The organism is Pseudomonas sp. SBT1-2 (assembly GCF_028640875.1).
GTDB lineage: Bacteria > Pseudomonadota > Gammaproteobacteria > Pseudomonadales > Pseudomonadaceae > Aquipseudomonas > Aquipseudomonas chlororaphis_I.
Genome location: NZ_JAQZAA010000095.1, coordinates 66,945 through 93,409, shown reverse-complemented (window position 1 = coordinate 93,409; position 26,465 = coordinate 66,945). Strand labels below are relative to the sequence as shown.

Sequence of the window (26,465 nt, the reverse complement as noted above, 5' to 3'; positions counted from 1 at the left end):
GCGGTGCCTGGACTGACGCTATCGCGCGCAAGCTGCGCTCCTACAGAAGAGAGGGGGACATTGGTCACCTGGTCTTAGCCGGAATTGGTCATTGGTATGGACTGCGCGCAGGCTTAACGTAGCGCCACATTCACTGGATCTGGAGCCATCCCATGCAACCGCGTATCGACTTCTACACCGCTTCGCCGGACGCCCTCAAAGCCATGATCGCCCTGGAAACCGCGGTCTCGAAACTGCCCCTGGAAAAGTCCCTGATCGAACTGGTGAAGTTGCGCGCCTCGCAGATCAACGGCTGCGCCTTCTGCGTCGACATGCACACCGCCGACGCGCGCAAGAGCGGGGAAACCGAGCGCCGCCTGTACGCGGTCTCGGTCTGGCGCGAAACGCCGTTCTTCACCGACCGCGAACGCGCCGCCCTGGCCTGGACCGAGTCGCTGACCCGGGTCAGCGAAACCCACGCCCCGGATGCCGACTACGCGCTGCTGAGCAGCCAGTTCAGCCCCAGCGAACAGGTCGACCTGAGCCTGGCGATCGCCACCATCAACAGCTGGAACCGCCTGGCCGTGGGTTTCCGCAAAATGCCCCAGGCCTGATTCACCCGGGCTCAATGGCCGTCGCTGGCGGATCGAACGGACCGCCAGCGCCGGCGTTTGGCGAGGAGGAATCAGGGCACCAGCGGAAGCAGTTGGCGCAAGCCGTGGCGAAGACTATTGTTGGCAGTCTGAATAACTGCCCGAAGAGAGCGATGCCATGAACACCAGTGATTTGCTTGAACAGTTGCTGCGCGCCGGCCAGGCCTCGATGACGCAGCAGGGTGGCGGGGCCTCGGCACCGCAGGGCGGCCTGGGAGGCCTGGGTGGCTTGCTCGGCGGCCTGTTGGGCGGGAACAGCGGCGGCGGTGCTCCGGGTGGCCTGGGTGCTGGCGGGCTGGGTGGTCTGCTGGGCGGCCTGCTGGGTGGTTCCGGCTTGGGCGGCGCGATCTCTGGCGGCGCGACTTCCGCTGGAGCCCCTCAGGGCCGCTCCGGCGGTGGCATGAACTACGCCGCGCTGGCGTCCCTGGGGATGATGGCGTTCCAGGCTTACCAAGCCTGGCAACAACAGCAGCAATCGGCGGCCCCGCAACAGGCGTTGCGCACCGTCGACCAACTGGCCGGCCCGGAAGTCGAAGAACACAGCCATGCGATCCTCCGTGCCCTGATCGCCGCGGCCAAGGCCGATGGCCGTATCGACGAGCAGGAAAAACAACTGATCAGCGCCGAGATCGGCCGTCACACCGACGACCCGCAATTGCAGCAATGGCTCGACGACGAAGTCGCACGTCCCCTGGATGCCGCCGACGTGGCCCAGTCGGCCGCGGGCGAGCCGGGCATGGCGGCGGAAATGTACCTGGCCAGCGTGATGCTGGTGGACGACCAGCAGGACGCCGAGCGCAGTTACCTGGACGAGCTGGCGGCGGCGCTGCGGATCGACCCCGAGCTGCAACTGCACCTGGAGCAACAGGCCAAGGGCGGGGTGGCCTGACCCACAAGAACCGGCCCCCGCGGGGCCGGTTCATTGACCATGCCGGGCGTGCCATCGACGCCCGGCAATCCCGCATCCGTATCACTCCCAATCTCAGAGTCGTTTCGACAGTGCGACCACCCAGGGCCGAGGTGGATTGTCGCAGCGCGGATTTATTCGCCATCTCCCGGTGCGGGCAGGGTGATAATGCTGGCCTGTTCATCATGCGAGCGCACCGTCGCCATGTTCGAGATCCAGCCGCAGAACCCCGAGCTTTTTCGCCAGCAGACCCGTCGTAGCACCCTGTTTATCGCCCTGATCTTCCTGTCCCTGGCCATGCTGCTGTCCAGCGCCGCGGTGCTGCTGTTCGGCACGCCTGGCGGCGACAACTTCCGCCTGAATGTCGCCGGCGTGCTGGCCGGGCTGGTGCTGAGCATGGTGCTGATGCGCGTGCGTTTCTGGTCGCAGCCGTGGATGGCCGCAGCGGTCTACGGCTGGCAGCTCAAGCGCAGCCTGATGAGCGTGACCAATGTCATGCATCACGTCACCGCCGGCGTCGAGGCCGCAGACCCGACAGCGATGAAACTGCTGCGCTTCTACCACCTGGGCCTGACCCAGATGCACCAGCTGGACGCCAACTCTAGCGCGCTGAGCCAGGTGGTGCATGAGATCGACCGGCACAAGGAACGGATGGAAGCGCTGGGCATGGACACCGAGCAGAACCGCTTGAATCCGGACTGGATCGAAGCAGTGAAGCGGATCCCGGTAAAAAAATGAGCTGAAAAGGGCGCGGCGTCCAAGGTTTTTCCCGGCCGCCTCCAAGCCCATTTCGCCATGTGACTGCTGCATGAAATCCAAGGGTTACATGCGCTGGATACATGGCAAAAAGGCAAAGAGTTATAACGTTAGATTTTATTTATATAAATGGACATAAGCATTAGCGCTATGCTGCCGTCAGTTTTTTACCTGGCCGCGGTTGATGCGTAGGGCTTATTGATGGATGTGGGTAATTTTGGTTTTGTAATCGCGGGCCTGTTGGTGGGTTTCATTGTTGGGATGACGGGGGTGGGAGGCGGTTCGCTGATGACCCCGATCCTGTTGTGGTTTGGGATCAACCCGGCGACCGCTGTCGGTACCGACCTGCTGTATGCCGCCATCACCAAGTCCGGTGGTGTGCTGGTCCATCAGAAAAACCGCAACATCGACTGGAAGATCACCGGCTGGCTGACCCTGGGCAGCGTGCCCGCGGTGTTGGCCACCTTGTGGTTCCTCAAGAGCCTGGACACCGACCCGCAAGCGCTGAACAGCGTGATCAAGCAGGCCCTGGGATTTGTGCTGCTGCTTACCGCCCTGGCGATCCTGTTCAAGAAAAAGCTGCTGGCGTTTGCCCAGAAGCATGCCGGCGATCACTACCACCTGAAGGATTCCAGCCTCAACGGGCTGACGGTGGTCACCGGCGTGGTCCTCGGCACCATGGTCGCCCTGACCTCCATCGGCGCTGGCGCCCTGGGCACCGTGGCGCTGTTCATCCTGTACCCGTTCCTGGCCACCAAGCGCCTGGTCGGCACCGAAATCGCCCACGCCGTGCCGCTGACCCTGGTCGCTGGCCTGGGGCACGCGAGCATGGGCAACATGGACTGGCAACTGCTGGGCTTCCTGCTGATGGGCTCGCTGCCGGGGATCTGGCTCGGCAGCCACATGACCGGCCGCGTCTCGGACGAACTGCTGCGGCCGTTCCTGGCGGTCATGCTGTTTTCCATCGGTTACAAGCTGGCGTTCTGAATCCGCGCTGGCGGGCCAAGCCAAAAGCCTCCTGCGGGAGGCTTTTGTGTTTTTGGAGTTTGTGCAGATTGAGCCAGATCCTGGCAGACCTGCCTCCATGCCACTCTCAGCGTTGCGCCAACCAGTAATCGTGCAGCCCACGCGCCGCCTGTTCGACGCGGGCTACCGTCTGGCGATGCTGAACCAGATCCAGGTCGGCCGGCAGTTCGAAGTTGTCCTGTTCGGCGCAGGTGACGATGGCTTGCAACTGGGCGGCCTGGGCGGCGGGCAGTTCGGGCCAGTTGCTTACGGCCATGGCGCGCAGGTAGCCGAAGCACCATTCTTCCGCCAGCGTCAGCGGCTGGTCCTGATGTTCGGTCTGTTCGAAGCGCGGCTGAAAGCTCGCCGAGTCGCTCGCCAGTGCGGTGGCGAGGGCATTCAGGTGGCGCACGCTCAGCTCGATGAAGCGCTTGCACTCCTCGGGGTCCTGCCAGTCCGGGTTCTGCCCGCCCCAGATGGCCGGGAACCATTCGGCGATGTCCACCTGGGCCGGGCCGGACACCAGAGCGGTGCAAAAACCGTCGAGCTCGGCCAGGTTGAGCACGGAATGGTCGTCACCGTACTTGAGCAGGGTGTCTTCGATGAATTCGAACTCGGCGGGGCTGAGCGGCTGGTTGTGCATGGATGGCTTCCTTGGAAAAACGTGCGCCCCAGGGGCTGCGCGGAAAAAAGACGCGGAGGATGGCGCGTTCCGCGGCTTTTATCCAGCGCCGATCATCGTCACGGAGTGCGTTGTCATGGCGGCGACGCGCCCCCGGCTGGCCCAGCGACCGGGCCTGTTAACCGACCCGGCCGCTGTTTTGCTCAGGGTTGCTTCGCCGCGCCGACCTGGTCATCCAGGGCCTTGAGCAGGGCATGGGCGACCTTCACCCGTTCGGCGTTGGGGTAGTTCTTGTTCGCCAGCAGCACCAGGCCGATGTCCTTGCCGGGCACGAACAGCACATAGGCGCCGAAGCCGTTGGTGGAACCGGTCTTGTTCAGCAGGGTATTGGCCCGCGGTGCCTGGGGCGGGGTGAGCCAGCGGGTCGGGTGCGGTTCGAAGGCCATCTGCGACGAGTTGCCGGCCAGCAGGGCGTCGAGGCTGAGCGGGTAGGGGTAGAGTTCCCAGCCCAGGCCCTGGATCATGCCTTCGACCTGGTAATAGCCGGTGTGGGTGATGGCGATTGCCTGCGGCCAGGGCTGCGGCAGCGACTCGGGCTTGAGGTTGGCCTGGACGAAGCGCAGCAGGTCGGCGGCAGTGGTCTTCACCCCGTAGGCCTCGGCATCCAGGGCGCCGGGGCCGAGCCGCACCGGCTTGCCGTCCTTGCCGTAGCCCTGGGAGTAATTGCCCATCTGCGACTTCGGCACCTGGATATAGCTGTGCGACAGGCCCAGTTGCGGGAACAGCTTCTGCTCCATCAATTGTTCGAAGGGCTGCCCCAGGCTTTGCGCGGCCAGGTAGCCGAACAGGCCGATGCTCGGGTTCGAGTACAGGCGCTGGGCGCCGGGGGCAAAGGCCGGTTTCCAGCCCTGGTAGTAGCCGAGCATCTTGTCCTGGCTGTCCCACTGCTCCGGGAACTGCAACGGCAGGCCGCCGGCGCTGTAGGTGCCCAGTTGCAACAGGCTGATGTGCTCGAAAGGGCTGCCTTTGAATGCCGGCAGGTAGCGGCTGGCCGGGTCGTCCAGGGACAGTTTGCCGCTGGCCTGGGCATAGGCCCCCAGGGTTGCGGTGAAGAGCTTGCTCACCGAACCGACCTCGAACAGCGTGTCGGCGTCGACGGCTTTCTGCTCCTCTTTGGAGGCCAGGCCGTAGTTAAAGTAATGGGGCTGGCCCTTGAGGGTGATGGCCACCGCCATGCCGGCGATGTCCTGTTGTTGCATCAACGGGCGGATCGCCGCGTCGACCAGCGGCTTGAGGGCGCTGTCCGGCTGGCTGGCGGCCAGGCAGGCGTTGGCGCCGGAGAGCAGCAGGGAAACGGCGAAAAATCCGGATAGGGCAAGGTTTTTGTTGTGCATGATGGGCTGACATTCCATGATTTTGCAGGGTGATGGCCGCTACACTCCGAGCGGCTTTTGCCAGTGCCTGCCCTTGCAGTCAGGGGGCGGGGCGCTGCGAGCCGGCTCAATGTAGGCGGCCGGCGAAGGATCGGCAAACGACGATATTTCGCAGGAGCCATTAGAAAAACTAGGGAATGGTCATGATTCGACCCCATCTGCCGCTGAATGCGCTGCGGGCCTTCGAGGCCTCGGCGCGGCATTTGAGTTTTACCCGCGCGGCCATCGAGCTGTGCGTGACCCAGGCGGCGGTCAGTCATCAGGTGAAAAGCCTCGAGGCCCAGCTCAACGTCACCCTGTTCAAGCGCCTGCCCCGCGGGCTGATGCTGACCAGCGAGGGCGAAACCCTGCTGCCGGTGCTGTGCGAGTATTTCGACCGCATCGCCGAAACCCTCGGCCGCTTCGAAGGCGGGCACTACCGTGAAATGCTCAGCGTCGGCGCGGTCGGTACCTTTGCCGTTGGTTGGTTGTTGCCGCGCCTGGAGGACTTCCAGGCCCGCCACCCGTTTATCGACCTGCGCCTGTCGACCCACAACAACCGGGTCGACGTCGCGGCCGAAGGCCTGGACTACGCCATCCGTTTCGGCAGTGGCGCCTGGCATGGCACCGATGCCGTCCAGCTGCTGGAGGCGCCGCTGTCAGTGCTCTGCGTGCCGGAACTGGCGCGACAGCTGCGCAGCCCCGCCGACCTGCTCGGCCAGACCCTGCTGCGCTCCTACCGCACCGACGAATGGCCGGAATGGTTCAGCGCCGCCGGCCTGCCGGCCAGCACCCTGCCTGCGCGCAGCATCGTCTTCGACTCGTCCCTGGGCATGATGGAAGCCGCGCAGCAGGGCATAGGCGTGGCCCTGGCGCCGCCGTTGATGTTCGCCCGGCAGTTGCACGCCGGCAGCATCGTCCAGCCGTTCGCGGTGGGCATCACCACCGGCAGTTATTGGCTGACCCGCTTGCAGTCACGGGTGCAGAGCCCGGCGATGCTGGCGTTCAAGGAATGGTTGTTGGGGACCGTGCAGGAAGGCTGAATGGCTTGAATCAACGTTAGGTTGAATATTCAACGCTCTGTTGATATTTTCGCTCGATTCTTTTTCCGCGAAACCGCCATGAACAGCCCCGACAGCCATTTATCCCCTGAGAGTGCCGCCGAGCGCCAACTGGTGTTCAAGGTGCTGCACAGCACCCTGAACATGCTCGGTAGCGTGGTCGGCCGGTACACCGAAATCGTTCTGCACGACCTGAGCCGGTCCGAATCCTCCATCGTCGCCATCGCCAATGGTCATGTCACCGGTCGCCGGGTCGGCAGCCCGGTGCTGGCCGGGCCGCGCGAGGACCTGGGGTTTATCGCCGTGCGCCGGGCCATGGAGGATCGCTCCGGCAGCGAGCCGGTGCTGGTGGAGAATTACCCGACCACCGCGCCCGACGGTCGCCCGTTGCGCAGCTCGACGGTGGTGTATCGCGACAGCAGCGGCCAGCCCTTCGCCACCCTGTGCACCAACGCCGACCTCAGCGGCATCGCCGCCGCCCATGCCTGCCTCGGCGAGTTGCTGGGCCTGGGTGCAGCCCCCGAACCACGCCACGACGAGCCCCAGGACATGGAGCAGTTGATGGCACAAATCATTCAGCAAGCCTGCCCCGGCGGCCGGGCCTTGATGAAGAAAATCCAGAAGCTCGAAGCCGTGCGCCAGATGCAGGACCGCGGGCTGTTCATCGTCAAGGGCGGTATCGAGAAGGCCGCCGCGGCCCTCGGCGTCACTCGCTACACCATCTACAACTACCTGGAGCAGATCCGGGCCACAGACCACGCCAGTCAACAGGAATGAAGCCGATGCAGCTCGATATCTTTCAGGTGGATGCCTTTTCCTCCACGCCTTTTGGCGGCAACCCGGCCGCGGTCTGCCCGCTGGACGCCTGGCTGCCCGACGCCACGCTGCAACGGATCGCCGAAGAGAACAACCTCTCGGAAACCGCCTACTTCGTGCGCAACGGCGAGCTGTTCGAATTGCGCTGGTTCACCCCGTCCGTGGAAGTCGACCTCTGTGGCCACGCCACCCTGGCGGCGGCCTGGGTGCTCTTCGAACAGCTGAACGAACCCAGCGAACTGCTGCGTTTCAGCACCCGCAGCGGCGAGTTGCGCGTGCGCCGTGACGGCGAGCGCCTGTCCATGGACTTCCCGGCCAGGCAGCCGGCGGCCGTGGAGATTCCACCCAGCCTGCTGCACGCCCTCGGCCTGCCGCGCGCAGAAGCCCTGTACCGCACCGACGACTATTTGCTGGTGGTCGAGGACGAAGCGATCATCGCCGGCCTCAAGCCCGACTTCGCTGCCCTGGCCCAGTTCGATGTGCGCGGCATCGCTGTCACCGCGCCGGGCACGCAGTTCGATTTCGTCTCCCGCTGGTTCGGCCCGAGCGTCGGGGTCAACGAAGACCCGGTCACCGGCTCGGCCCACACCTCCCTGGCGCCGTACTGGGCCCGGCGCCTGGGCAAAACCCGCCTGAGCGCGGAGCAGGGCGGGGCGCGCAAGGGCCAGCTGTGGTGCGAAGTGCTGGATAACGGGCGGGTGCTGATCAGCGGCCAGGGCGCGCTGTATCTGAAGGGCACGATCTTTATCTGAAGACCTGGCGTTTGCTCCGCCAGGAGCATCAGTGATCGACTCGGGTCGTGCCTGGGGCCCTCAGGATCGATCACTGCCGGGTGGACGATACCTCTGTCAGATAGCCCATGTAGCCCTGGGCGAAGTCCAGGTAGGCCCGCACGATGGCCGACGGGTGACGATGGGACGGGTAGAGCAGATTGATTTGCTGCTCCGGCAAGGGATGGCCGGGCAGCAGCGCCAGCAGCCGGCCTTCGCGGATGGCACGTGCCGCGAGGAAGGGCGGCAGCTCGGTCACCAGGTCACCGGCCAGCGCGCGGCTGCGCAGGTGCGCATAGTCGTTGGTGGCGAGCATGGCCCTGGGCCTGAAGGCCACGTCTCCCAACTGCCAGGTCCCCGGGCTGCCCTGGCTCCAGACACCGCAGGGGTAAGCGTTCAGCGCCTCGACGCTGCTGGGTGGGCCCAGCCGCTCGATCAACCCGGGACTGGCCACCAGCAGGTGGCGATAGCTCAGCAGGCGGCGGGCAACCATGGTCTCGTGGGTAATCGCACCGACCCGCAGCGCCACATCCACACCGTCTTCGATCAGGTCGATGCGCCGTTCCGTGGTATGCACACTGACCTCGACCTGCGGATAGCGGCGCTGGAATGCCGACAGCACATCCCACCAGGGTTCGAACGAGGGCGGCAACGACAGCCGCAAACGGCCCTTCAACAGCGCCTGATCGCTGATCACCGCCTGTTCGCCCTCGACCAATGCCTCGATGCCGCGGCTGGCGTGTTCGTACAGGCGTGCCCCCGAGTCGGTGAGCTTGGTGCCCCGTACCGAGCGTTCGAGCAGTTGTACCTTCAGCTGTTGTTCGAGTTCGCGAATACGCCGGCTCAAGGTCGGCAGGGGAATCTCCAGGCGTTCGGCGGCGGCGGAAAGGCTGCCGGTCTGCGCCACGCTGACAAACATCCGGACGGCGTTGAAGTCCATGATTGCTCCTCTCATTGGTGAGAGGAAGCCTATCTTTTGCGTGGATTATCTTCCAGTTTCGATTGATGGATAGTGAAGCCACTTGCCCAGGCGGCAATGGCTTCAACCCACAACGTACTTGAGGAACTCCACCATGAAAGCTTATGTGATCGAACAAACCGGCGGCCCGGAAGTCCTGCAACTGCGGGATATCCCATCCCCCGCGCCGACGGCCGACGAAGTGCTGATCCGCGTCCGCGCCTTTGGCCTCAACCGCGCCGAAACCTATCTGCGTGCTGGCAAGATGGGCGCCATCAGCGCACCTCGGGTGCCGGGTATCGAGGCGGTAGGCGAAGTCATCCAGGACCCCTCGGGCCAGTTGCGCACTGGCCAGCGGGTGGTCACGGCCATGGGTGGCATGCAGTTCACCCGTAACGGCAGCTACGCCGAGCAGGTGACGGTGCTGCGCAACAATGTGATCGCGCTGGACGACACTTCGCTGTCCTGGGAACAGCTGGCCACGCTGCCCGAGGCGTACCTCACGGTATGGGGCGCACTGGACAAGAGCCTGGGCATCCAGAAGGGCCAGACCTTGCTGGTACGCGGCGGTACTTCATCGGTTGGCCTGGCCGCCATCACCTATGCCAAGGCTCGCGGATTGAAGGTCATCGCGACCACCCGCAACCCTGAAAACAGCCAGCGCCTCTACCAGGCAGGGGCCGATGCAGTGGTGGTCGACAACGGCGACATTGCCCCGCGTATTCGCGAAATCGCACCCGATGGGGTCGATGCCGCCCTGGAAATCGTAGGCGCGCCCACCCTGCGGGACACCCTCAAGACCCTGCGCCCCTTCGGCGCGGTGAGCGTGATCGGACTGCTCGGCGGTGCCCCCACCCTGGAACAATTCCACCTGATGCAGGACCTGCCCGCAGGCGTGCGGCTGAACTTCTTCCCGAGCGGCTTGTTCGGGACGCCGGCCTTGCCCCTGCAGGACACGCCACTGCCTTGGCTGGCCAAGGAACTCGCCGCCAAGCGCATACCGTCGATCCATACCCGAACCTTCGCCTTTGACGAAGTCCGCGAGGCGCACCGCTTGATGGAAAGCGATCGCGCACTGGGCAAGCTCGTCGTGGTGCTTTGATCTCAAGGAGAACAGCATGCGTATCCCATTGATCACACTGATGCTCGGCAGCCTGTTGCTGCCCCTGACGGCCCAGGCCGCCAAGCCGGGCGCCGAGGCGGGGGTGACCGCGGCGGTCACCCAGCAACTCAAACGTTATGAAACGGCGCTGAACACCTCCGACCTCGATCAGGTCATGACCCTGTATGCCGACGATGCGGTGTTCATGCCGCAGAACAGCCCGCCGGCCGTAGGCCGTGACGCGGTACACGCGGCGTATCGGCAGGTCTTCGACCTGATCAGGCTCGACGTGCGTTTCACCATCGATGAGATCCAACCGCTGTCACGGGACTGGGCGTTCGCCCGGACCCGTTCCAACGGAACGGTCAAGTTGCTGAAGGGCGATCAGCCTGCCAGCGCCGAAGGCAATCAGGAGGTTTTCCTGTTGCATCGAGAAAGCGATGGCCAATGGCGTTTTGCACGCTACATCTTCTCGACCACCCAGCCACGCCAGTAGATGAAGGAAGCAGAGGCGCGACGCTGTCTTGGGACCTGCCACGAGTGGATCACAGTTTTCAAGCGCGCCTCTTTTTTACAGGTCACCCGGCAGGCTAAAGGCGCTGAGTTTCTCCATCAGTGCTCCGGCCGCTGCCAGTTGTTTGCGTTCCTTATCCGTCAGGCAGGTGTTCACTGCGCTGTCCAGCCATTGATCACGTTGATCCCGGCTGGCCTGCAACACCAGCCGGCCTTTTTCGGACAGCTCTAGCCAGGTGCGGCGACGATCGCCGGTGTCCTGGGTGCGGGTAATCAGTTCACGGGCTTCCAGGTCCCGCAGCAGCGAGGCGAGGTTGGAGGAGCGCATGTTTTCCTCTTCGGCGATTTTCGAGGGCGTGGCCATGCCGTCCATCCGCTCGATTGCACTCATCACCAGCATCTGCGACCAGGTCTCGGGAGTGTTCTGCGCCTCCTGGCGCAGGCGTTTGCCCAGGCGGGTCAACTGTCCGCGAAACAACGAAATATCCATGCCGTCATACCTATGAAAAAATAGCTATGTAATTATAGCTAAATGCAGTTCGCGACGATGCCCATTCCGAGCGTCGGACCGGGAACATCACGAGGGGGGATTACGATGGCTAACGATCATCCGAGATTCGCGCGGATTCTTCTCACCAACGATGACGGCATAGACGCACCAGGGCTCAAGATTCTCGAACGCATCGCGGGCCAACTGGCGCGTGAGGTCTGGGTTGTGGCGCCGTTGCTCGATCAAAGCGGCACCTCTCATTCGCTGAGCCTTCACACACCTCTGCGGCTGAGTTGCCATGGCCAAAGACGCTTTGCGGTCACCGGGACGCCGGGCGATTGCGTGGCAATGGCGTTGGGGCATCTGCTCAATCACGACCGGCCCGACCTGATTCTGTCCGGGGTCAACCGAGGCGCGAACCTGGGGGTGGAAACGGTATTTTCGGGGACGGTCGGCGGCGCCATGACGGGGTTGCTGTTTGGCGTTCCTGCCATCGCCTTGAGCCAGGCCTTTACCGACAGAAGTGCGGTGCCTTGGGATAACGCGCTCAATCATGGGCCGCAAGCCATCACGCAACTGATGGACATGAACTGGCCCGAGGATGTTTGCTTGAACGTCAACTTTCCCGACTGCGCGCCGGATGCCGTGCTTCCATTGAAACTGACGCGTCAAGGCTCGGGGCGCTTGAACGGCGTTTCCGTGCGTACGGAAAACGATCCTCGCGGGCTTGAATATCACTGGCTGAAGCTGGACAGGCACACGCAAGCCGATGAGCCAGGCACTGAGACGGCGGAGCTTCTCGCCGGGCATATCACCGTGACACCGCTGCAATTCGAGCGGACTCACGACAAGGCACTCCTCTCATTTGAACAACAGAATCGAGGCTCGCTGGTTAGGTAGCGCGGCTTTTTCAGACGGGGGGATGGCCTTCAAACAGCTTCGGGCAAGGTCGACCGCAGACTATTTGGGCGAGTGATGATGTCGAGGGACGGCCTGATGATTCAGGCTTGTCATTACCGGGCGGGATTGGAGGCAGAGCTGCTCCAATCCCGTCCTTTCCATTACTGACCAGCCACCTGTTTACTGTCCACCAACGCCGGAGTCCGCGGCGGGATCAGGCGTTTGCTGCCGGTGGACTCGTAGGCTGCCGCCAGGCGCAGCAGGTTCGAGTCGTCGTAGGCGCGGCCGGCGAAGGTCAGGCCGATGGGCATGCCGATGTCCGGCATGACGCCCATCGGCACGGTGACCGTGGGCACGCCCAGGTGGCGGATGGCGAGGTTGCCGTTGGCCACCCAGACGCCGTTGCTCCAGGCGATATCCGCCGACGCGGGGTCGACATCGGCATTGGCCGGGCCGACGTCGGCCACGGTGGGGAAGATCACCGCATCGAGCCCCAGCGTGTCCATCCAGTCTTCCAGATCGATCTTCCGGGTTTTCTCCAGGCCGCGCAGGCCGTCGGGCACGGTAGGGATCTGATCCCAGGGGGTGATGCCGCGCTCGGCCATCTTCACGTACTCGTCCATGCCGGCGGCCAGGTCGCCTTCGCGGTTGGGCAGGGTGCCCGGGTCGTGAGGGAATATCAGCGGGCCGTCGACGTCCACCAGGCGATTGAGTTTCGGGTCGCCGTTGGCCCGCAGGAAGTCATCGAAGGCCCAGGCGGTCAGGTCCCACAACTCGTGATGCAGGAACTCCTTGGACACCAGGCCGCGGTTGAACACCGTCGGCGCGCCGGGGCGGTCGCCCTCGCAATTGGACACCAGGGGGAAATCCACTTCGAGCACTTCGGCGCCCGCGGCTTCCAGCGCCTGGCGTGCCTGTTGCCAGAGGCCGATCACCGAAGGGCGGGTGTGGATGCGTTGCCCGGTCGGGCCACCGATCCCCGGTGCTTCGCTGGTGCCTGCCTCGGGGTCGGCGTTGATGTACATGCGCGGCACACCGAAGCGTTTGCCGGCCAGGGCGCTGCCGGTGGCGGCCAGTTCCCGATAGGACGCCGGGCGCACCGAGGCCACGCTGGGAATCGGCACCCAGGGTTGCAGGCGCCACAGATCGCCACGGGTGTCCGGGTCTTCGGCGACCACCACGTCGAGCACTTCGAGCAGGTCGGCCATGGTCCGGGCATAGGGCACCACCACGTCCATGGTCGGGGTCAGCGGCCAGTTGCCGCGCACCGAGATCACCCCGCGCGAAGGGGTGTAGGCACACAAGCCGTTGTTCGAGGCCGGGCCGCGGCCGCTCGACCAGGTTTCTTCCGCCAGGCCGAAGGCGGCGAAACTCGCAGCGGTGGCAGTCCCTGCGCCGTTCGATGAACCCGAGGCGAAGGGCGCGGTGAGGTAGCCGGCGTTGTACGGGCTTTCCGCGCGGCCATAGACCCCGCGCTGCATGCCGCCGTTGGCCATCGGCGGCATATTGGTCTTGCCCAGGCAGATCGCTCCGGCGGCGCGCAGCCGTTCGATGGTGAAGGCATCGCGATAGGCGATCAGCTTGGCGAAGGCAGGGCTGCCGGAGGCCGCGGTGAGGCCCTTGACCAGGTAGCTGTCCTTGGCCGTGTAGGGAATGCCATCGAGCGGACCCAGGGTTTCGCCCCTGGCCCGGCGGGCATCGGAGGCCTGGGCTTCCTTGAGCGCGTCGGGGTTGCGCACCACCACCGCGTTGAGGGCGGTGGGGGTGTCGGGGCCGTCGTAGGCATCGATCCTGGCCAGATAGGCCTGGACCAGTTCGACCGCCGTGGTCTGGCCAGATTCGAGCGCGGCGCGCAGTTGGGCAATGGAAACCTCGGTGACTTCGATCATGCGGTTACCGCCGGCTGCTGATGGGTGATGTGGTGAAGGTTGCCATCACATTGGCGCTGGGGGTTGGGCGGCTTGGGCACATCGCTTATCTCACAATGGGTGTTCATATCGGTTCTCGTTGCGCGGCACGACGCGACTGGGGCTGGGCTACAACCTGAGCAGGGTATTTTGCACCAAGTTGCCGGCGGGGGAATCGCTAAACGCTTGGCCGTTGTTGTTGGCTGCTGATCGGTGTCTGGCGCCCGTCGTGTAGGGGCCCCCAGGCATCGGCGGTTTTTACCTCAGTCAGGCCCCAAAAAGTAAGTAGCTGTTTTAAAAACAAATTTATGCATCTTGGTCTTCACAGATACAGAAAAAGTTGATAAATTTCCGCGCGTTCTTGCAGAGGTCCCCCACGGGCCTTGCAGCGAGAGCAGGCAATACCAGAGATAGGGGCGTCGCCAAGCGGTAAGGCAGCAGGTTTTGATCCTGCCATGCGTTGGTTCGAATCCAGCCGCCCCTGCCATCTCTTATCCATCCAGGTACCCCTCGGCCGCCAGGCATGAGGCGAATCCTCCCGAAACACCCATCCTTCTGTTTTTATCAAGCGCTCTCGTAATGCCCGGTATCTGTGTGGATGCTCAAGCGGCGCATTTTCGCGTGCCCGGAATATCCCCATCACCTCGCCCGTGCCCGACGGCTAGCGAAAGCGCTGCGCGATGGCCTCGGCAAAGGGGTAATGGACAAAGTAGGGCCGGGCTTCGTCGATGACCCGCTGGAACGACGGCCGCTGTATCAGCCGCTCGAAATAGGCGCTCAGGTGGCGATGGTCGTCGGCAAAGGCCACGAGCGTGCTGGCATAGAACAAGGCCGGGGCGGCGGCGCAGTCGGCCAGGCTGAAGCCCGGGCTGGCCACCCAGGTCCTCGAGGCCAGGCGCTGCTCGAGCATGGCGTATGCGCTCAGCAGGGCTGCGCGTTCCCGGCTCAGGTCGCCGTGGGTGCCATACAGGCGATCGGCGACTATCCGCTGCATCGGCCCCTGGACATGGCAATCGAAAAAACGGTCCCACAGCCGGACTTCCAGCGCACTGTCCCAATCCTCGGGAATCAACGGCTGCTGGCCCCTATAAAACCGATCCAGGTACTCGATGATCACGCTCGATTCCGGCACATCGCGCTGCCGGGCGTGGTCGCGGATGACCGGGAACTTGCCCAGCGGCCACAGGCTTTGCAGCTCGGCCCGGTCGGCGTCGTTGGCCAGATCGATGATGCGCTTTTCAAAGGCGATGCCGTGTTCGTACAGGGCGATCAGCACCTTGTGGCAGAACGACGACAGCGGATGGAAATACAGGGTCAGCGGCATTTTCCGGTTCCTCGGTGAAGTGTGGGGCGCACGACGTGCCAGCAGGGCAACCCACACAGTATCGGCCTGCCTGGGTGGCAACGCGCTGGCAGGCGACGAGCCGGGCTACAACCCCCCGGAATATTTCACCGCCGCCGCGGCCCGCGACGGCACGTTGAGGATGCGCAGCAGCGAAGACACATGGATGCGCACGGTGAAGGGCGAGATCTCCAGTTCGCGGGCGATTTCCTTGTTGGTCTTGCCCTGGGCGATCAGGCGCAGCACCTCGAGCTGGCGCGTGGTCAGGGTGGCGCCGGTGCCCAGGGGCAGCAGGCCGGAAGGGGCGAACTTGACCAGCACCTCGCCTTCGCGAATGGCCAGGACGGCCTGGCCGATTTCGTCCGGGGCGATGTTCTTGCCGATAAAACCGTCGACGCCGGCGGCCATGACCTCGCCGATCAGCGCCTGGTCATCGACCATCGACACCACGATCAGGGTGGTGCGCGGCAGTTGCTTGCGTAGCTCAGCCAACTGGCTGACGCAGGTCAGGCCCGGAAAACGCAGGTCGAGGATCAGCGTGTCCAGCTCGTCGCCGGCCTGGGTCAGGGCGAGTACGGTGTCCAGGTCGCCGGCCTGTTCGATCCGCGCGTCCGGCAGCAGGCGCTGGACCGTGCGCAACATACCCTCGCGAAACAGCGGGTGATCGTCGGCTATGATAATCCGGCATGCCATGGGGTGACTCTCCTTGGGTCGAGCTTTCCTTGAGGCTGCTACTTTAGCAGCGGGTCAGGCAACTGCCCGTGATTCGTGCTGGGTACGACGACTGCCGGACAAGGATGTTCCCCATGAAATTCGAAAAAAACACCGAGCTCGACCAGGCCAACCTGCGCACCATCGTGGGCAGCTGCGCCTTGGCCTATATCAGCGTGCTGGGTTTCCTGCCCGGGCAGCGGCTCGATACCTACCTGCCGATCGTGATCTATATCGTCCTGTTCCTGCTGCTGTCGATTGTCCTGCGCCAGGCCATCGTGCGCTGGCCCGGGCATTATCCGGCGCGGCGGGTCCTGGGCATGGTCTATGACTACACCGGGACTTCGTTCGGCCTGGTGGTCGGCGGGGAAGCGGCGCTGCCGCTGTACGCGGTGATGGTCTGGGTCAACCTGGGCAACGGCATGCGCTTTGGTTCGCGTTACCTGGCGATTGCCACGGTCCTGGCGTTGGTGGCACTGCTGGCCATCTATCGCCTGACGCCGCTGTGGCAGGCGCAACCCTTCATGGTGCTGATGCTGTTGATCACCAGCACGGTGATCCCGATCTACGCCCATATCTTGCTGGAACGCACGCGCAAGGCGTCGGAGGAGGCGATTGCCGCCAACCTGGAAAAGTCGCGTTTTCTCGCCCAGGCCAGCCACGACCTGCGCCAGCCGATCCATTCCATCGGCCTGTTCACCGCCTGCCTGCGCGAGGCGCGCCTGGGCGACGAGGAGCGGCGCCTGGTGGACAACATCGACCGTTCGCTGCTCAACGTCTCGCAGTTGTTCCGCTCGATCCTCGACCTCTACACCCTGGACAACGGACGGGTGCAACCCAGTTACCAGGCCCTGCACCTGGGCGAATTCCTTGCCGACCAGCTGCGGCAGAACGCCGAAGCCGCGCGCTGGGCCGGGGTCGAGATGCGCCTGCGCCCCTGTTCGCACTGGGTCCGGGCAGACCCGGCGCTGCTCGCCACCATGGTCCAGAACGTGCTGTCCAACTGCTTCAAGTACGCAGCGCGGCGACCGGTGCTGATCGGCGTGCGCAAGCGCGGCGCGGGGCTGGCCATCGTCATCTATGACCGGGGCCGGGGGATTGCCGAGGAGCATCTGCCGAACCTGTTCGAGGAGTTCTACCGGGTGCGCGAGCAACGGGACAAGGACGTCGAAGGCGTGGGCCTGGGCCTGTCCATCGTCAAGCGCCTGGGGCAGTTGATGGGGCTCGAGGTGGCGATCCGTTCGCGGCTTGGCCACGGCACCGCGGTGAGCCTGTACGGGTTGCCCCTGGCGCCACCGCAGTTGCAGGCGGCGAGCCTCGACGAGGCGCGTCAGGCGGGGCTGTTGACTGGCTTGAAAGTGTGCCTGGTGGAGGATGATCGCAATGTGCTGCTGGCCACCTCGGCCTTGCTCGAGCGTTGGGGCTGTGTGGTCCAGGCCGAGCTTTCCGGTAAGGACCTGGTCAGCGACTGCGACATCATCGTCGCCGACTATGACCTGGGCAACCACGCCACGGGCATCGAGTGCATCGACAGCCTGCGCCGGCAGCGCGGCTGGGCGGTGCCGGCGTTGATCCTCACCGGGCATGAAGTCGAGAAGATCCAGGCCGCGTTGCACGACCGCAATATCGCCATCCTGTCCAAGCCGGTGCGGCCGGCCGAACTGCGCGGCAGCTTGCGGGCGTTGCGCCAGCAGTCTGCGTCGGCATCGGTGGCGGGGGTCATGCCCGAGGCGTGATGGCGCGGTTCAGCGAGCCCCGACCGCGTCCCTTGCCAGGATAAGGGGCGCGCTGGGCTTATCGCTTGCAGAGGCAGTCTTGGGTCGCGGTGCTTTGCAGGTCGGCCGGCGTTGCTGCTTGCCAATGCCGGTGTTCGGCCCAGGGCGATTAACTGAACGACGCTGATCGACAAGTACTTCAGCGCCCAAGTGATGGCGTTTGCCGAATTGCTTCACTCCCCACACACCTCCCGCACACAGTCGCGCAGCCAGCGATGCGCCGGGTCGCTGTTCATTCGCGGGTGCCAGAGCATGGACACGGTGATTTCCGGCGTGGCTACCGGCAGGGCGAAGCTGTGCAGGCCGCTACGCAGGTTGTGGGTGTGGCGTTCGGGGACGGCGGCGATCAGGTCCGAGGCGCGGACCAGCGCCAGGGCGGCGGAGAAACCGCCAACGACGGTGGCGATATCACGCGCCAGGCCCACCGCCTGCAATGCGTCGTCCACCAGCCCGCGACCTGGGCCCTGGCGCGATACCAGCACATGCTCGCCGGCAGCGTAACGGGCGGCGCTGATCGGCCCGCGGCTCAGCGGATGGCCGTTGCGCACCACGCCGATAAAACGATCGCGGAACAGCGCGCGGGTGTGGATTTCCGGGCTGGCGTTGGCGTCTACCACGCCGGTGTCGAGGTCGACCGTGCCGTCGCGCAGGGCTGTGCTGTCCTTGCTGGTTTTCTGCAGGAAATGCAGGCGCACCCCAGGGGCTTCGGCGCGCAGGCGAGCGACCAGGGCCGGGCCGAAGTTTTCGACGAAACCGTCGCTGCTGCGCAGGGTGAAGGTGCATACCAGGCGCTGCAGGTCGAGCCGTTCGACGGGGCGCAGCATGGCTTCGGCGTCCTGAACCAGGTGGCCGACCCGCTCGCGCAACTCCAGGGCGCGGGGTGTCGGTACCAGGCCGCGGCCGGCGCGCACCAGCAGCGGGTCACCGGTGGTTTCGCGCAGGCGCGCCAGGGCCCGGCTCATCGCCGACGGGCTCAGCCGCAGGCGTTGGGCGGCGCGCGCCACGCTGCCTTCGGCGAGCAGCACGTCAAGGGTGATCAGCAGATTGAGATCGGGTGTGGACATGGCGGCGGCCCCGTCTGGCGTAGAAGTGAGATGGCGTCAGATGCACGAATAACCTGCAAAGGCTGCGCCTTCCGCCATGTTAGACCGCGGGCTAGATTGGCGACAGCGCCGTTTCGCGCGGGTCAGAGAGGGAGTGCAACGTGAAGCCAGTCAATGCCGGAGCAGAACCGGAAGCGGTATCAGTCGGCTGGGCGCTGGCCAGCCTGTCGCTGTCGATGTTGCTGGCGTCGCTGGGCACCAGCATCGCCAACGTCGGCTTGCCGACCCTGGTGCAGGCGTTCGGGGCGAGCTTCCAGCAGGTGCAGTGGGTGGTCCTGGCCTACCTGCTGGCGATGACCGCGCTGATTGTCAGCGTCGGCCGGCTCGGCGATCTGTTGGGACGGCGGCGCCTGCTGCTGGTCGGGATCCTGCTGTTCACCCTGGCCTCCATACTCTGTGCCGTCGCCCCGACGCTGGGGATGCTGATCGGCGCCCGGGCGCTGCAGGGTGTCGGCGCGGCGATCATGATGGCGCTGACCCTGGCCTTGGTCGGCGAGACCGTCAGCAAGGCCCGCACCGGCAGCGCCATGGGCTTGCTGGGCACGATGTCGGCGATCGGCACCGCTCTTGGCCCGTCCTTGGGCGGGGTGTTGATCGCCGGGTTCGGCTGGCAGGCGCTGTTCCTGGTCTGCGTACCGTTGGGCGGGCTGACTTGGGTGCTGGCTTATCGGTGTCTGCCGGCCGCTGGTCAGGCGCGGACCCTTGAACGAGGCGCTTTCGACCCCCTGGGCACCTTGCTGCTGGCTCTCACGCTGCTGGCCTACGGGCTGGCCATGACCCTGGGCCGCGGCCATTTCGGCCTGCTCAACGCTGGGCTGCTGGTGATGGCGTTGGTGGCGGCTGGCCTGTTTGTCTGGGTGGAGGCGCGGGTGGCCGCGCCGCTGATACGCCTGGTGCAGTTTCGCGACGCGGCCTTGAGCGGCAGCCTGGCCATGAGTGCGCTGGTCTCGACGGTGATGATGGCGACGCTGGTGGTCGGGCCTTTTTACCTGGCCCACGGGCTCGGGCTGGAGGCGCTCGGGGTGGGTCTGGCGATGTCGCTTGGCCCCTGTGTCACCGCGCTGAGCGGCGTGCCGGCCGGACGCATCGCCGATCGTCTTGGCGTGCGACCGATGATCCTCGCCGGCCTTGGCGCCATGGTCCTTGGCTGCCTGATGCTGGCGTTGCTGCCCGTGAGCCTGGGCATTGGCGGTTACCTGGCGCCCATCGTTATCACCACCCTGGGCTATGCAACGTTTCAGACCGCCAACAACACCGTGGTCATGAGTGACGTGGGGGCGGAGCAGCGCGGAGTGATCTCCGGCCTGCTCAACCTGTCGCGCAACCTCGGGCTGATCACCGGTGCCTCGCTGATGGGCGCGGTGTTCGCCGCGGTGGCCGGCGACCTCAGCACGGCAAGCGCCGAGGCCGTCGCCAGTGGTATGGGCTTCACCTTCGCCCTGGCCGCGGGGCTGCTGGTCATGGCGTTGTCTATTGCGCTGGCCAGCCAGCTGCGTGGAGGGCGGACGGTGGATTCGACGGCTTAGCCAGGAGGCAGCATCAGCAAAAGCCTGACCACCGCAAACATCTTCTGTAGGAGCGAGGCTTGCCCGCGAAGACGGACTCCGGTTCGACGCAAGAGGTGGGTTGCATGTAATGGCCCTATCGCGGGCAAGCCTCGCTCCTACAGAGGCGAGGCGGGGAGAGGCCCGCGATTGCGCGGGACAATCGCGGGCTGTTCCTGGTCCGGCGGTTTTATTGGGCGCTCTCGACGTTCACCGCGTCGTTGTTGGCGCCTTTCCTGACGGTGCCGTTGGTGGTTGGGCAATTGGGCTTGTAGGTGCCGACAATGGTGTAGTTGCGCTCCAGATTGTCGTTCTGGCAGCGTTCGCGGCGGGCGTAACCCAGATTGATCGGGTCGTAGCGAGACTCGGGTTTTGGTTCGCGCTGAGGATGAGGCACTGGCAAATCGTGTTTATCCATTCTCAGGAATACGCTGGCATGGACCTTGTCCCGTTCCACCGGCTTGCGACGAATCAGCCCGGCTTTCTTGTAGGCGATATGGGGCAAACCTGTGGCATCGTGGAATTCATCGTGCAGCGGCCCGCCGATGCACTCGGCTGGCCAACTGCTGTTATTGGCGAAGATGCCGGCGTCACTGACGTTGGCCAACATCCAGCGCAGCGGGATGGTTTCCAGCCCCTGGCCGCCCTTGGCATAAGGGCTTTCACCGCACTTGGCGCTATCCGGGGCATTGAGGTAACCACCGCCCACATCGGCATGCACGCCGGCAAACCATACCTCTTCCAATACCTGTGATTTCGTTTGCGGCAGGCCGAAACGCAGCAGGCGGAACGAGGCCCTTTGTTCATCCAGGGACATGGCGTGGTAGCCGCGCTCGGCATACAGCTCCAGGCGGTGTTCGTCGGGTTCTTCCTTCAGGTTGGTGCCTACCGCCGGTACGGTGTCGAACACACCAATGACTTTGACCACGACTTTGTTCTCGTCTTTTTTAGCCGGGTCGTCTCCGTAGACCCGGATGTCGTTGGCGTCTTGGTAGCTCTTCAGGCGCTTGCGCAGCGTGTCATCGAAGCCGGGTACCCCATCGTTGCGCGACTTGTAGATGTCGTACATGTCTTCGACCACATCGTGCATATGGCCGGTCCAGCCCCACAGGGAGCTGTTGTCCCGGGCATCGGCCTTCAGGTTGCTGGGCAGGCCGGCGACTTCGATAAACCCGTTCAGCGAGCGTGCGGTGAAGGCGCCGCGGCTGAACCCGAAGATATAGATATCGTCGCCGGGCCGGTAAGCCTCGATCAGAAAGCGGTAGGCCTGACGGATATTCAGGCTCACACCGGTACCGAACAGTGCGCCGAAGGGCGAGGTGAAGCGGGTCCTTACGCCCTTGTCGTAATAGGGAATGACCCTGGCCCCATCCTTGGCCTGCTCGAGCGCCAGGTTGTACATGCGCCAGATATTGGTGTTGTCCTCCTTGGTGTTTTCCGTGCCGTCGAGCAGCACCACGAGTTTTCTGGGCTTGTTGTCGCTGTACAGGCAATCGAGGAGTTTCCAGCGCTCGCGGACTTTGAAGTAGCCGTCTTGAATACCTTCGGTGTTGAAAGCATCCGCGCATTTTTGTGCCGGTGCCTGTGGTGGGGTCGTTCGGGCTTTGCTCAGCAACTGGGTGTCGAGGAGTTGTGTGGTTTGCAGTTTCAGCGTGCTGTTGTGTGGGGTGGAACAGGCTGCCAGGAGGGCGAGGCTCAACAGAAGGGCTATGCGCATATCGAAGGTCTCCATGACCGGATACGGATGGCGTGGCAATGCAGCCGATCGAGGCCGATGAGCGCGCTCCGCTGGCTGCTCAAGTGAACCTAGCTGAAGGTAATCAAAATGCTATCAGTGGGTCGGGATCAGGTTCCCCAGAGCGACGCCAGCGCCCTGCTTGGGGCGGGCGGGCCAGGGATCAACCCGCGCTTTCCCCCACCAGCAACGCACTGTAGGCCCGCAGCCGCTGCACGAACTCACTCACCGAACCCTGGGGCACATAGGCCTGCTTGAGGAAGAACGCGGCGTACTCGGCCATCCCCGGCTCGGCTGCCGAGAGCAGCTGCGCATGCTCCTCCAGGGTGGTCGGCCAGCCGCGTTCCAGCTCGCCGCGCAGCAGGTTGGCCGAGCGTAGCGCCTTGCGCGCCGCGGCCCGTTGCAGGCGTTGCTGCTGTAAAGGTTCGCGGCTTTGTTCCAGCTGCTGCGCGTAGCCTTCCAGCACCTGGGGGAAGTCGCCATTCAGCGCCAGGGCGATGGTTCGGCTCGGGCGGAAGGGCTCGAAGCGCAGCCCCAGGTCATTGCCCCAGATGCAGCGGCACTGATGCTTGAGCCAGAAACCCCAGCGGTAGCGATTGTCGGGCGCCAGCACCTCGCTGAGCACGCCGATATCGAAATCGATCTTCGACACCTCCGGGTGCCGCGCCTCCAGCGCTTGCCGAGTCTCCTCCAGCCGCTGGCGTTCCTCGGGGCTCGGCGCCCAGGCCAGGACCAGCGTCACATCCAGGTCGGAAGTGCCCGGCCGCGCATCGCCACGGGCCACGCTGCCGTACAGGTACAGGCCGTCGAGCAGCGCCGGAAAACGCCGCGAGAGCATTGCGCACAGCTCATCCACCAGAGGGCTGAACGCCGGTTGCAACGGCTGGTCGGGCAGGGACTGGATAAAACCTTCGGCGTCGACGCCTGGGTACTGCGACATGGTGATCTCGATGGGAGGATGGCGATGAAAGCAGCCCGGCCAGGCGGGCGGTTGGCAGACAGTCTGGCTGACTTCACGGATCGCGCAAGCCGGCGCGGTTCAGCGCCACGCCGTCACGGATCGAGGCTCGCCAGATCGTTACCCAGTGGCGCCGGCGACTCGCCGCTGATCGCGCACAGCAGGGCGCTGATGGTTTGCCCCTCGACCGTGCCGCGTTCTTGCAGCAGGTCCGCCACCGCGCCGACCGCCGGCCAGTAGCGATGCACCAGGCAACTGGCGCGGGCCATGGCCCGGGATTCGGCGTCGAGCAGCTTGCGTGGCGGCAATAGGCTGATCAACTCGTGACCGCGGCTCAGGTCGCCACGGCCGCTGCCTTTTATCAGCTTGTCGGATCGGCCGTGGCGGTAGATCGCTTCGGCCACCGGGCCGGCAAAGCAATGCAGCAGGTCGCGCTCAATGGACTCGACCATCGACGGCAGGTATTCGGCGATCCCCGGGGCATCGAAGGCGGGGCGTGGGACCAGGTAATCGGCCTCCACCAACCCCTCTACATAGCGCGGGTTACCGCGCAGATCGAGCATCGGACCAGCGGCAGCTTCGGCCCTGGTACGCACGCTGACACGGGCGATCGGCTGACCGTTCCACCAAAAGGCCAAGGCGTGGCCGGCTTCGTGGATGGCCGTGCAACGCGGGCGCTGGTTCATGGTCTTCTCCCGTGCTGGGCAGGCTTGGGGCGTGACGAAAACGCGCCAGGCGCCGGAAAGCAGGCGACCCCGCAGGCGCTGTCCCTATCATTGGCTTCAACTGCGCAGGCCGGGTAAAAGCTTGTTCCTATCAACAAGCAATAGCCCGGCTATTAGCGATCCGCCACAGAGGGTCTAGCCTTAATTCAGCGCTGGCATGAGCCGGCCGGATGAGACCTGATCAAGAGATAACGAAGAACGAGTCAGAAGCGTACCGGGCTTACCGTGGGCCACCGTCCTGGCAACTTGCTTGCCGCTCTCCAGCAGCCTGTGGCCACAACCGTCAGTTGAGCGAACTGTGAGCCCTGCAACCTATGTCATTGCTTTCGCCTGTCGCTATTCAGCGCCCGCCCGGGCCGGATAGCTGGATGAATACGACCAAAGGTAGCTCCTCATGGCAAACGAATCGAAATGCCCGTTCAACCACGCCGCCGGCGGTGGTGTAACCAACCGCGACTGGTGGCCGAACCAACTGAACCTGAAGATCCTGCACCAGCACTCGTCCCTGTCCGACCCCATGGGCGAGGACTTCAACTACGCCGAAGCCTTCAAAAGCCTGGACTTCCAGGCCCTGAAACAAGACCTGCATGCGCTGATGACCGACTCCCAGGACTGGTGGCCCGCCGACTTCGGCCACTATGGGCCGCTGTTCATCCGCATGGCCTGGCACAGCGCCGGCACCTACCGCACCGGTGACGGGCGTGGCGGCGCCGGTTCCGGCCAGCAGCGTTTCGCACCGCTCAACAGCTGGCCGGACAACGTCAGCCTGGACAAGGCGCGGCGCCTGCTGTGGCCGATCAAGCAGAAGTACGGCCGCAACATTTCCTGGGCCGACCTGATCGTCCTCACCGGCAACGTCGCGCTGGAATCCATGGGCTTCAAGACCTTCGGTTTTTCCGGTGGTCGCCCGGACGCCTGGGAGCCGGATGAGGATGTCTACTGGGGCGCCGAAAGCACTTGGCTGGGGGGCGACACCCGCTATGGCAAGGGGCCGGGAGCCCCCGCCGCCGAGCCGGGGCGCAACCTGGAGAATCCGCTGGCCGCGGTGCAGATGGGCCTGATCTATGTGAACCCTGAAGGCCCCGAAGGCAACCCGGACCCGGTCGCGGCGGCGGTGGACATCCGCGAAACCTTCGCCCGCATGGCGATGAACGATGAAGAAACTGTCGCCCTGATTGCCGGCGGCCATGCCTTCGGCAAGACCCACGGTGCCGGGCCCGCCAGCAATGTCGGCCCTGAGCCCGAAGCCGCTGGCCTGGAGCTGCAGGGCCTGGGCTGGAAAAGCACCTTCGGCACCGGCAAGGGCGCCGATGCCATCACCAGCGGCCTGGAAGTGACCTGGACCACCACGCCCACCCGCTGGAGCAACAACTACCTGGAAAACCTGTTCGGCTTCGAGTGGGAACTGACCAAGAGCCCGGCGGGAGCGCACCAGTGGACGCCGAAAAACGGCGCGGGCGCCGGCACCATCCCCGATGCCCATGACCCGTCCAAGCGGCGCAGCCCGACTATGCTGACCACCGACCTGTCGCTGCGCTTCGACCCGGTCTACGAAAAGATCTCGCGGCGCTTCCTGGCCAACCCGGACCAGTTGGCCGATGCCTTCGCCCGCGCCTGGTACAAGCTGATCCACCGCGACATGGGCCCGCTCTCGCGTTACCTGGGCCCGGAAATGCCCAGCGAAGAACTGCTGTGGCAAGACCCTGTCCCGGCAGTCGACCACCCCCTGGTCAACCACGGCGATGTCGCCACCCTCAAGAGCAAGCTGCTGGCCTCGGGCCTGTCGGTGTCCCAACTGGTGTCCACCGCCTGGGCGGCGGCCTCCAGCTTCCGTGGCTCCGACAAACGCGGCGGCGCCAACGGCGGGCGTCTGCGCCTGGCCCCGCAGAAGGACTGGCCAGCCAACCAGCCAACGCAACTGGCGACGGTGCTGCAAACCCTGGAAGACATTCAGCGCGACTTCAACGGCGCGCAAGCCGGCGGCAAGAAAATCTCCCTGGCCGACCTGATCGTGCTGGCCGGCAGCGCCGGCATCGAACTGGCGGCGAAAAACGCCGGGCTCAATATCACTGTGCCGTTCACCCCGGGCCGCACGGACGCGAGTCAGGAACAGACGGATGTCCAGTCCTTCGCTCACCTCGAACCCATCGCCGATGGCTTCCGTAACTACCTCAAGGGCCACTACCGCGTGCCCGCCGAGGCCCTGCTGGTGGACAAGGCGCAACTGCTGACCCTCACCGCACCGGAAATGACCGTGCTGATCGGCGGCCTGCGGGTGCTCGACATCAACGTCGGCCACACCCCCCACGGCGTCTTCACCCTGCGCCCGGGTGCGCTGACCAACGACTTCTTCGTCAACCTGCTGGACATGGGCGTGGAATGGAAACCGCTGTCCGATGCCCAGCAAGAGTTCGAAGCCCGCGACCGCAAGACCGGCCAGGTCAAATGGACCGGCACCCGCGTCGACCTGGTCTTTGGCTCCAACGCCCAACTGCGGGCATTGGCCGAGGTCTATGCCAGCGCGGATGCGCAGGAGCAGTTTGTGAAGGACTTTGTCGCGGCTTGGGTCAAGGTGATGAATCTGGATCGGTTTGATTTGAGGTGAGGGCGGTTTCGAGGCCTGGAAGTGACAACCCCGACCTAAGTGTTCAGGTTGGGGCTTCAGGCTCGGAGTAGAAGCTGCATAAGCCATTCGGTGTGACTGAAGAACCATGACGCCTC

The 26,465-nt window shown here is 64.6% G+C and carries 24 protein-coding genes and 1 tRNA gene; 14 read left to right on the top strand and 11 right to left on the bottom strand.

The window, feature by feature from the left end; genetic code table 11:
- Positions 1-152 precede the first annotated feature (152 nt).
- The 4 genes from PVZ78_RS20935 (at position 153) to PVZ78_RS20920 (ending at position 3,282) form a co-directional block, all read left to right on the top strand.
- A complete protein-coding gene (locus PVZ78_RS20935; RefSeq protein WP_009049972.1) occupies positions 153-593 on the top strand; it encodes a carboxymuconolactone decarboxylase family protein in 441 nt (146 codons plus the stop codon).
- 157 nt (positions 594-750) lie between these two features.
- Positions 751-1,521, top strand: a complete 771-nt coding sequence (locus PVZ78_RS20930; protein ID WP_053269559.1) for a DUF533 domain-containing protein — start codon at positions 751-753, stop codon at positions 1,519-1,521.
- Between the two features lie 222 nt (positions 1,522-1,743).
- Entirely contained in the window at positions 1,744-2,277 is a 534-nt protein-coding gene (locus PVZ78_RS20925; protein ID WP_028682079.1) for a DUF3087 domain-containing protein, read from the top strand.
- A gap of 219 nt (positions 2,278-2,496) precedes the next feature.
- Entirely contained in the window at positions 2,497-3,282 is a 786-nt protein-coding gene (locus PVZ78_RS20920) for a sulfite exporter TauE/SafE family protein (RefSeq protein ID WP_009049969.1), read from the top strand.
- A 106-nt stretch (positions 3,283-3,388) separates the two neighbouring features.
- Here the strand turns inward: PVZ78_RS20920 and PVZ78_RS20915 are convergent, their stop codons facing one another.
- Together PVZ78_RS20915 and ampC are read right to left on the bottom strand one after the other, a co-directional pair.
- Positions 3,389-3,943 (bottom strand): UPF0149 family protein, encoded by a 555-nt coding sequence (locus tag PVZ78_RS20915; RefSeq protein WP_273829189.1) that lies wholly within the window; start codon positions 3,941-3,943, stop codon positions 3,389-3,391.
- 182 nt (positions 3,944-4,125) lie between these two features.
- The gene (ampC, locus tag PVZ78_RS20910; RefSeq protein WP_273829188.1) at positions 4,126-5,316 is read right to left on the bottom strand and encodes a class C beta-lactamase; all 1,191 of its coding nucleotides are present in this window, start codon (positions 5,314-5,316) and stop codon (positions 4,126-4,128) included.
- Between the two features lie 182 nt (positions 5,317-5,498).
- Here ampC and PVZ78_RS20905 point away from each other — a divergent pair, with 182 nt between their 5' ends.
- From PVZ78_RS20905 to PVZ78_RS20895, 3 genes are all read left to right on the top strand, one after another.
- Positions 5,499-6,377: a LysR family transcriptional regulator gene (locus tag PVZ78_RS20905; RefSeq protein WP_273829187.1), complete on the top strand. Its 879-nt coding sequence runs from the start codon at positions 5,499-5,501 to the stop codon at positions 6,375-6,377.
- Between the two features lie 78 nt (positions 6,378-6,455).
- Positions 6,456-7,172 carry a helix-turn-helix transcriptional regulator gene (locus PVZ78_RS20900; protein WP_273829186.1) on the top strand — a complete coding sequence of 239 codons (717 nt, stop codon included), beginning with the start codon at positions 6,456-6,458 and terminating at the stop codon, positions 7,170-7,172.
- Between the two features lie 5 nt (positions 7,173-7,177).
- Complete coding sequence (locus PVZ78_RS20895; RefSeq protein ID WP_103331802.1) at positions 7,178-7,963, top strand: PhzF family phenazine biosynthesis protein; 786 nt, start codon at positions 7,178-7,180, stop codon at positions 7,961-7,963.
- Between the two features lie 70 nt (positions 7,964-8,033).
- Here the strand turns inward: PVZ78_RS20895 and PVZ78_RS20890 are convergent, their stop codons facing one another.
- Entirely contained in the window at positions 8,034-8,921 is an 888-nt protein-coding gene (locus PVZ78_RS20890; RefSeq protein WP_009049961.1) for a LysR family transcriptional regulator, read from the bottom strand.
- A 133-nt stretch (positions 8,922-9,054) separates the two neighbouring features.
- On the opposite strand from PVZ78_RS20890, the gene PVZ78_RS20885 reads away from it, so the two are divergent.
- Positions 9,055-10,041: a zinc-binding alcohol dehydrogenase family protein gene (locus PVZ78_RS20885; RefSeq protein WP_009049960.1), complete on the top strand. Its 987-nt coding sequence runs from the start codon at positions 9,055-9,057 to the stop codon at positions 10,039-10,041.
- Between the two features lie 16 nt (positions 10,042-10,057).
- Positions 10,058-10,537, top strand: coding sequence for a YybH family protein (locus PVZ78_RS20880; RefSeq protein WP_009049959.1), 480 nt, complete (start codon positions 10,058-10,060; stop codon positions 10,535-10,537).
- A gap of 75 nt (positions 10,538-10,612) precedes the next feature.
- Here the strand turns inward: PVZ78_RS20880 and PVZ78_RS20875 are convergent, their stop codons facing one another.
- A complete protein-coding gene (locus tag PVZ78_RS20875) occupies positions 10,613-11,044 on the bottom strand; it encodes a MarR family winged helix-turn-helix transcriptional regulator (protein WP_009049958.1) in 432 nt (143 codons plus the stop codon).
- A 105-nt stretch (positions 11,045-11,149) separates the two neighbouring features.
- Here PVZ78_RS20875 and surE point away from each other — a divergent pair, with 105 nt between their 5' ends.
- Positions 11,150-11,944 (top strand): 5'/3'-nucleotidase SurE, encoded by a 795-nt coding sequence (surE, locus tag PVZ78_RS20870; RefSeq protein WP_009049957.1) that lies wholly within the window; start codon positions 11,150-11,152, stop codon positions 11,942-11,944.
- Positions 11,945-12,105: 161 nt separating this feature from the next.
- Here the strand turns inward: surE and PVZ78_RS20865 are convergent, their stop codons facing one another.
- Complete coding sequence (locus PVZ78_RS20865; RefSeq protein ID WP_009049956.1) at positions 12,106-13,833, bottom strand: amidase; 1,728 nt, start codon at positions 13,831-13,833, stop codon at positions 12,106-12,108.
- Positions 13,834-14,263: 430 nt separating this feature from the next.
- Between PVZ78_RS20865 and PVZ78_RS20860 the strand changes: the two genes are divergently transcribed.
- Positions 14,264-14,338, top strand: a tRNA-Gln gene (locus tag PVZ78_RS20860).
- 174 nt (positions 14,339-14,512) lie between these two features.
- Here PVZ78_RS20860 and PVZ78_RS20855 read toward each other — a convergent pair.
- On the bottom strand, positions 14,513-15,175 hold the full coding sequence (locus PVZ78_RS20855) for a glutathione S-transferase family protein (RefSeq protein WP_009049955.1): 663 nt from the start codon (positions 15,173-15,175) through the stop codon (positions 14,513-14,515).
- Between the two features lie 105 nt (positions 15,176-15,280).
- On the bottom strand, positions 15,281-15,886 hold the full coding sequence (locus tag PVZ78_RS20850) for a LuxR C-terminal-related transcriptional regulator (RefSeq protein ID WP_009049954.1): 606 nt from the start codon (positions 15,884-15,886) through the stop codon (positions 15,281-15,283).
- Positions 15,887-15,999: 113 nt separating this feature from the next.
- On the opposite strand from PVZ78_RS20850, the gene PVZ78_RS20845 reads away from it, so the two are divergent.
- On the top strand, positions 16,000-17,640 hold the full coding sequence (locus tag PVZ78_RS20845) for an ATP-binding response regulator (protein ID WP_009049953.1): 1,641 nt from the start codon (positions 16,000-16,002) through the stop codon (positions 17,638-17,640).
- Between the two features lie 212 nt (positions 17,641-17,852).
- Here the strand turns inward: PVZ78_RS20845 and PVZ78_RS20840 are convergent, their stop codons facing one another.
- A complete protein-coding gene (locus PVZ78_RS20840) occupies positions 17,853-18,743 on the bottom strand; it encodes a LysR family transcriptional regulator (RefSeq protein ID WP_038633857.1) in 891 nt (296 codons plus the stop codon).
- A 140-nt stretch (positions 18,744-18,883) separates the two neighbouring features.
- Here PVZ78_RS20840 and PVZ78_RS20835 point away from each other — a divergent pair, with 140 nt between their 5' ends.
- Positions 18,884-20,308: an MFS transporter gene (locus tag PVZ78_RS20835; protein ID WP_273829185.1), complete on the top strand. Its 1,425-nt coding sequence runs from the start codon at positions 18,884-18,886 to the stop codon at positions 20,306-20,308.
- 208 nt (positions 20,309-20,516) lie between these two features.
- Here the strand turns inward: PVZ78_RS20835 and PVZ78_RS20830 are convergent, their stop codons facing one another.
- The 3 genes from PVZ78_RS20830 to PVZ78_RS20820 all read right to left on the bottom strand — a co-directional run bounded on the left by PVZ78_RS20830 (position 20,517) and on the right by PVZ78_RS20820 (position 23,705).
- A complete protein-coding gene (locus tag PVZ78_RS20830) occupies positions 20,517-22,043 on the bottom strand; it encodes a phospholipase effector Tle1 domain-containing protein (RefSeq protein WP_273829184.1) in 1,527 nt (508 codons plus the stop codon).
- Positions 22,044-22,224: 181 nt separating this feature from the next.
- A complete protein-coding gene (locus tag PVZ78_RS20825; RefSeq protein WP_053269548.1) occupies positions 22,225-23,001 on the bottom strand; it encodes a nucleotidyltransferase domain-containing protein in 777 nt (258 codons plus the stop codon).
- A gap of 113 nt (positions 23,002-23,114) precedes the next feature.
- Positions 23,115-23,705, bottom strand: coding sequence for a hypothetical protein (locus PVZ78_RS20820; protein ID WP_038633849.1), 591 nt, complete (start codon positions 23,703-23,705; stop codon positions 23,115-23,117).
- A 433-nt stretch (positions 23,706-24,138) separates the two neighbouring features.
- Here PVZ78_RS20820 and katG point away from each other — a divergent pair, with 433 nt between their 5' ends.
- Entirely contained in the window at positions 24,139-26,349 is a 2,211-nt protein-coding gene (katG, locus tag PVZ78_RS20815) for a catalase/peroxidase HPI (protein WP_273829183.1), read from the top strand.
- Positions 26,350-26,465 lie beyond the last annotated feature (116 nt).

Bases quoted from the DNA above. Each gene is read 5' to 3' on its own strand.
- PVZ78_RS20865 (WP_009049956.1), bottom strand. From the start codon at position 13,833: ATGATCGAAGTCACCGAGGTTTCCATTGCCCAACTGCGCGCCGCGCTC.
- PVZ78_RS20820 (WP_038633849.1), bottom strand. From the start codon at position 23,705: ATGAACCAGCGCCCGCGTTGCACGGCCATCCACGAAGCCGGCCACGCC.
- PVZ78_RS20880 (WP_009049959.1), top strand. From the start codon at position 10,058: ATGCGTATCCCATTGATCACACTGATGCTCGGCAGCCTGTTGCTGCCC.
- PVZ78_RS20920 (WP_009049969.1), top strand. From the start codon at position 2,497: ATGGATGTGGGTAATTTTGGTTTTGTAATCGCGGGCCTGTTGGTGGGT.
- PVZ78_RS20840 (WP_038633857.1), bottom strand. From the start codon at position 18,743: ATGTCCACACCCGATCTCAATCTGCTGATCACCCTTGACGTGCTGCTC.
- PVZ78_RS20900 (WP_273829186.1), top strand. From the start codon at position 6,456: ATGAACAGCCCCGACAGCCATTTATCCCCTGAGAGTGCCGCCGAGCGC.
- PVZ78_RS20845 (WP_009049953.1), top strand. From the start codon at position 16,000: ATGAAATTCGAAAAAAACACCGAGCTCGACCAGGCCAACCTGCGCACC.
- PVZ78_RS20850 (WP_009049954.1), bottom strand. From the start codon at position 15,886: ATGGCATGCCGGATTATCATAGCCGACGATCACCCGCTGTTTCGCGAG.
- PVZ78_RS20925 (WP_028682079.1), top strand. From the start codon at position 1,744: ATGTTCGAGATCCAGCCGCAGAACCCCGAGCTTTTTCGCCAGCAGACC.
- PVZ78_RS20905 (WP_273829187.1), top strand. From the start codon at position 5,499: ATGATTCGACCCCATCTGCCGCTGAATGCGCTGCGGGCCTTCGAGGCC.
- PVZ78_RS20890 (WP_009049961.1), bottom strand. From the start codon at position 8,921: ATGGACTTCAACGCCGTCCGGATGTTTGTCAGCGTGGCGCAGACCGGC.
- PVZ78_RS20875 (WP_009049958.1), bottom strand. From the start codon at position 11,044: ATGGATATTTCGTTGTTTCGCGGACAGTTGACCCGCCTGGGCAAACGC.
- PVZ78_RS20915 (WP_273829189.1), bottom strand. From the start codon at position 3,943: ATGCACAACCAGCCGCTCAGCCCCGCCGAGTTCGAATTCATCGAAGAC.
- PVZ78_RS20895 (WP_103331802.1), top strand. From the start codon at position 7,178: ATGCAGCTCGATATCTTTCAGGTGGATGCCTTTTCCTCCACGCCTTTT.
- PVZ78_RS20855 (WP_009049955.1), bottom strand. From the start codon at position 15,175: ATGCCGCTGACCCTGTATTTCCATCCGCTGTCGTCGTTCTGCCACAAG.
- PVZ78_RS20935 (WP_009049972.1), top strand. From the start codon at position 153: ATGCAACCGCGTATCGACTTCTACACCGCTTCGCCGGACGCCCTCAAA.
- PVZ78_RS20930 (WP_053269559.1), top strand. From the start codon at position 751: ATGAACACCAGTGATTTGCTTGAACAGTTGCTGCGCGCCGGCCAGGCC.
- katG (WP_273829183.1), top strand. From the start codon at position 24,139: ATGGCAAACGAATCGAAATGCCCGTTCAACCACGCCGCCGGCGGTGGT.
- ampC (WP_273829188.1), bottom strand. From the start codon at position 5,316: ATGCACAACAAAAACCTTGCCCTATCCGGATTTTTCGCCGTTTCCCTG.
- PVZ78_RS20885 (WP_009049960.1), top strand. From the start codon at position 9,055: ATGAAAGCTTATGTGATCGAACAAACCGGCGGCCCGGAAGTCCTGCAA.
- PVZ78_RS20825 (WP_053269548.1), bottom strand. From the start codon at position 23,001: ATGTCGCAGTACCCAGGCGTCGACGCCGAAGGTTTTATCCAGTCCCTG.
- PVZ78_RS20830 (WP_273829184.1), bottom strand. From the start codon at position 22,043: ATGCGCATAGCCCTTCTGTTGAGCCTCGCCCTCCTGGCAGCCTGTTCC.
- surE (WP_009049957.1), top strand. From the start codon at position 11,150: ATGGCTAACGATCATCCGAGATTCGCGCGGATTCTTCTCACCAACGAT.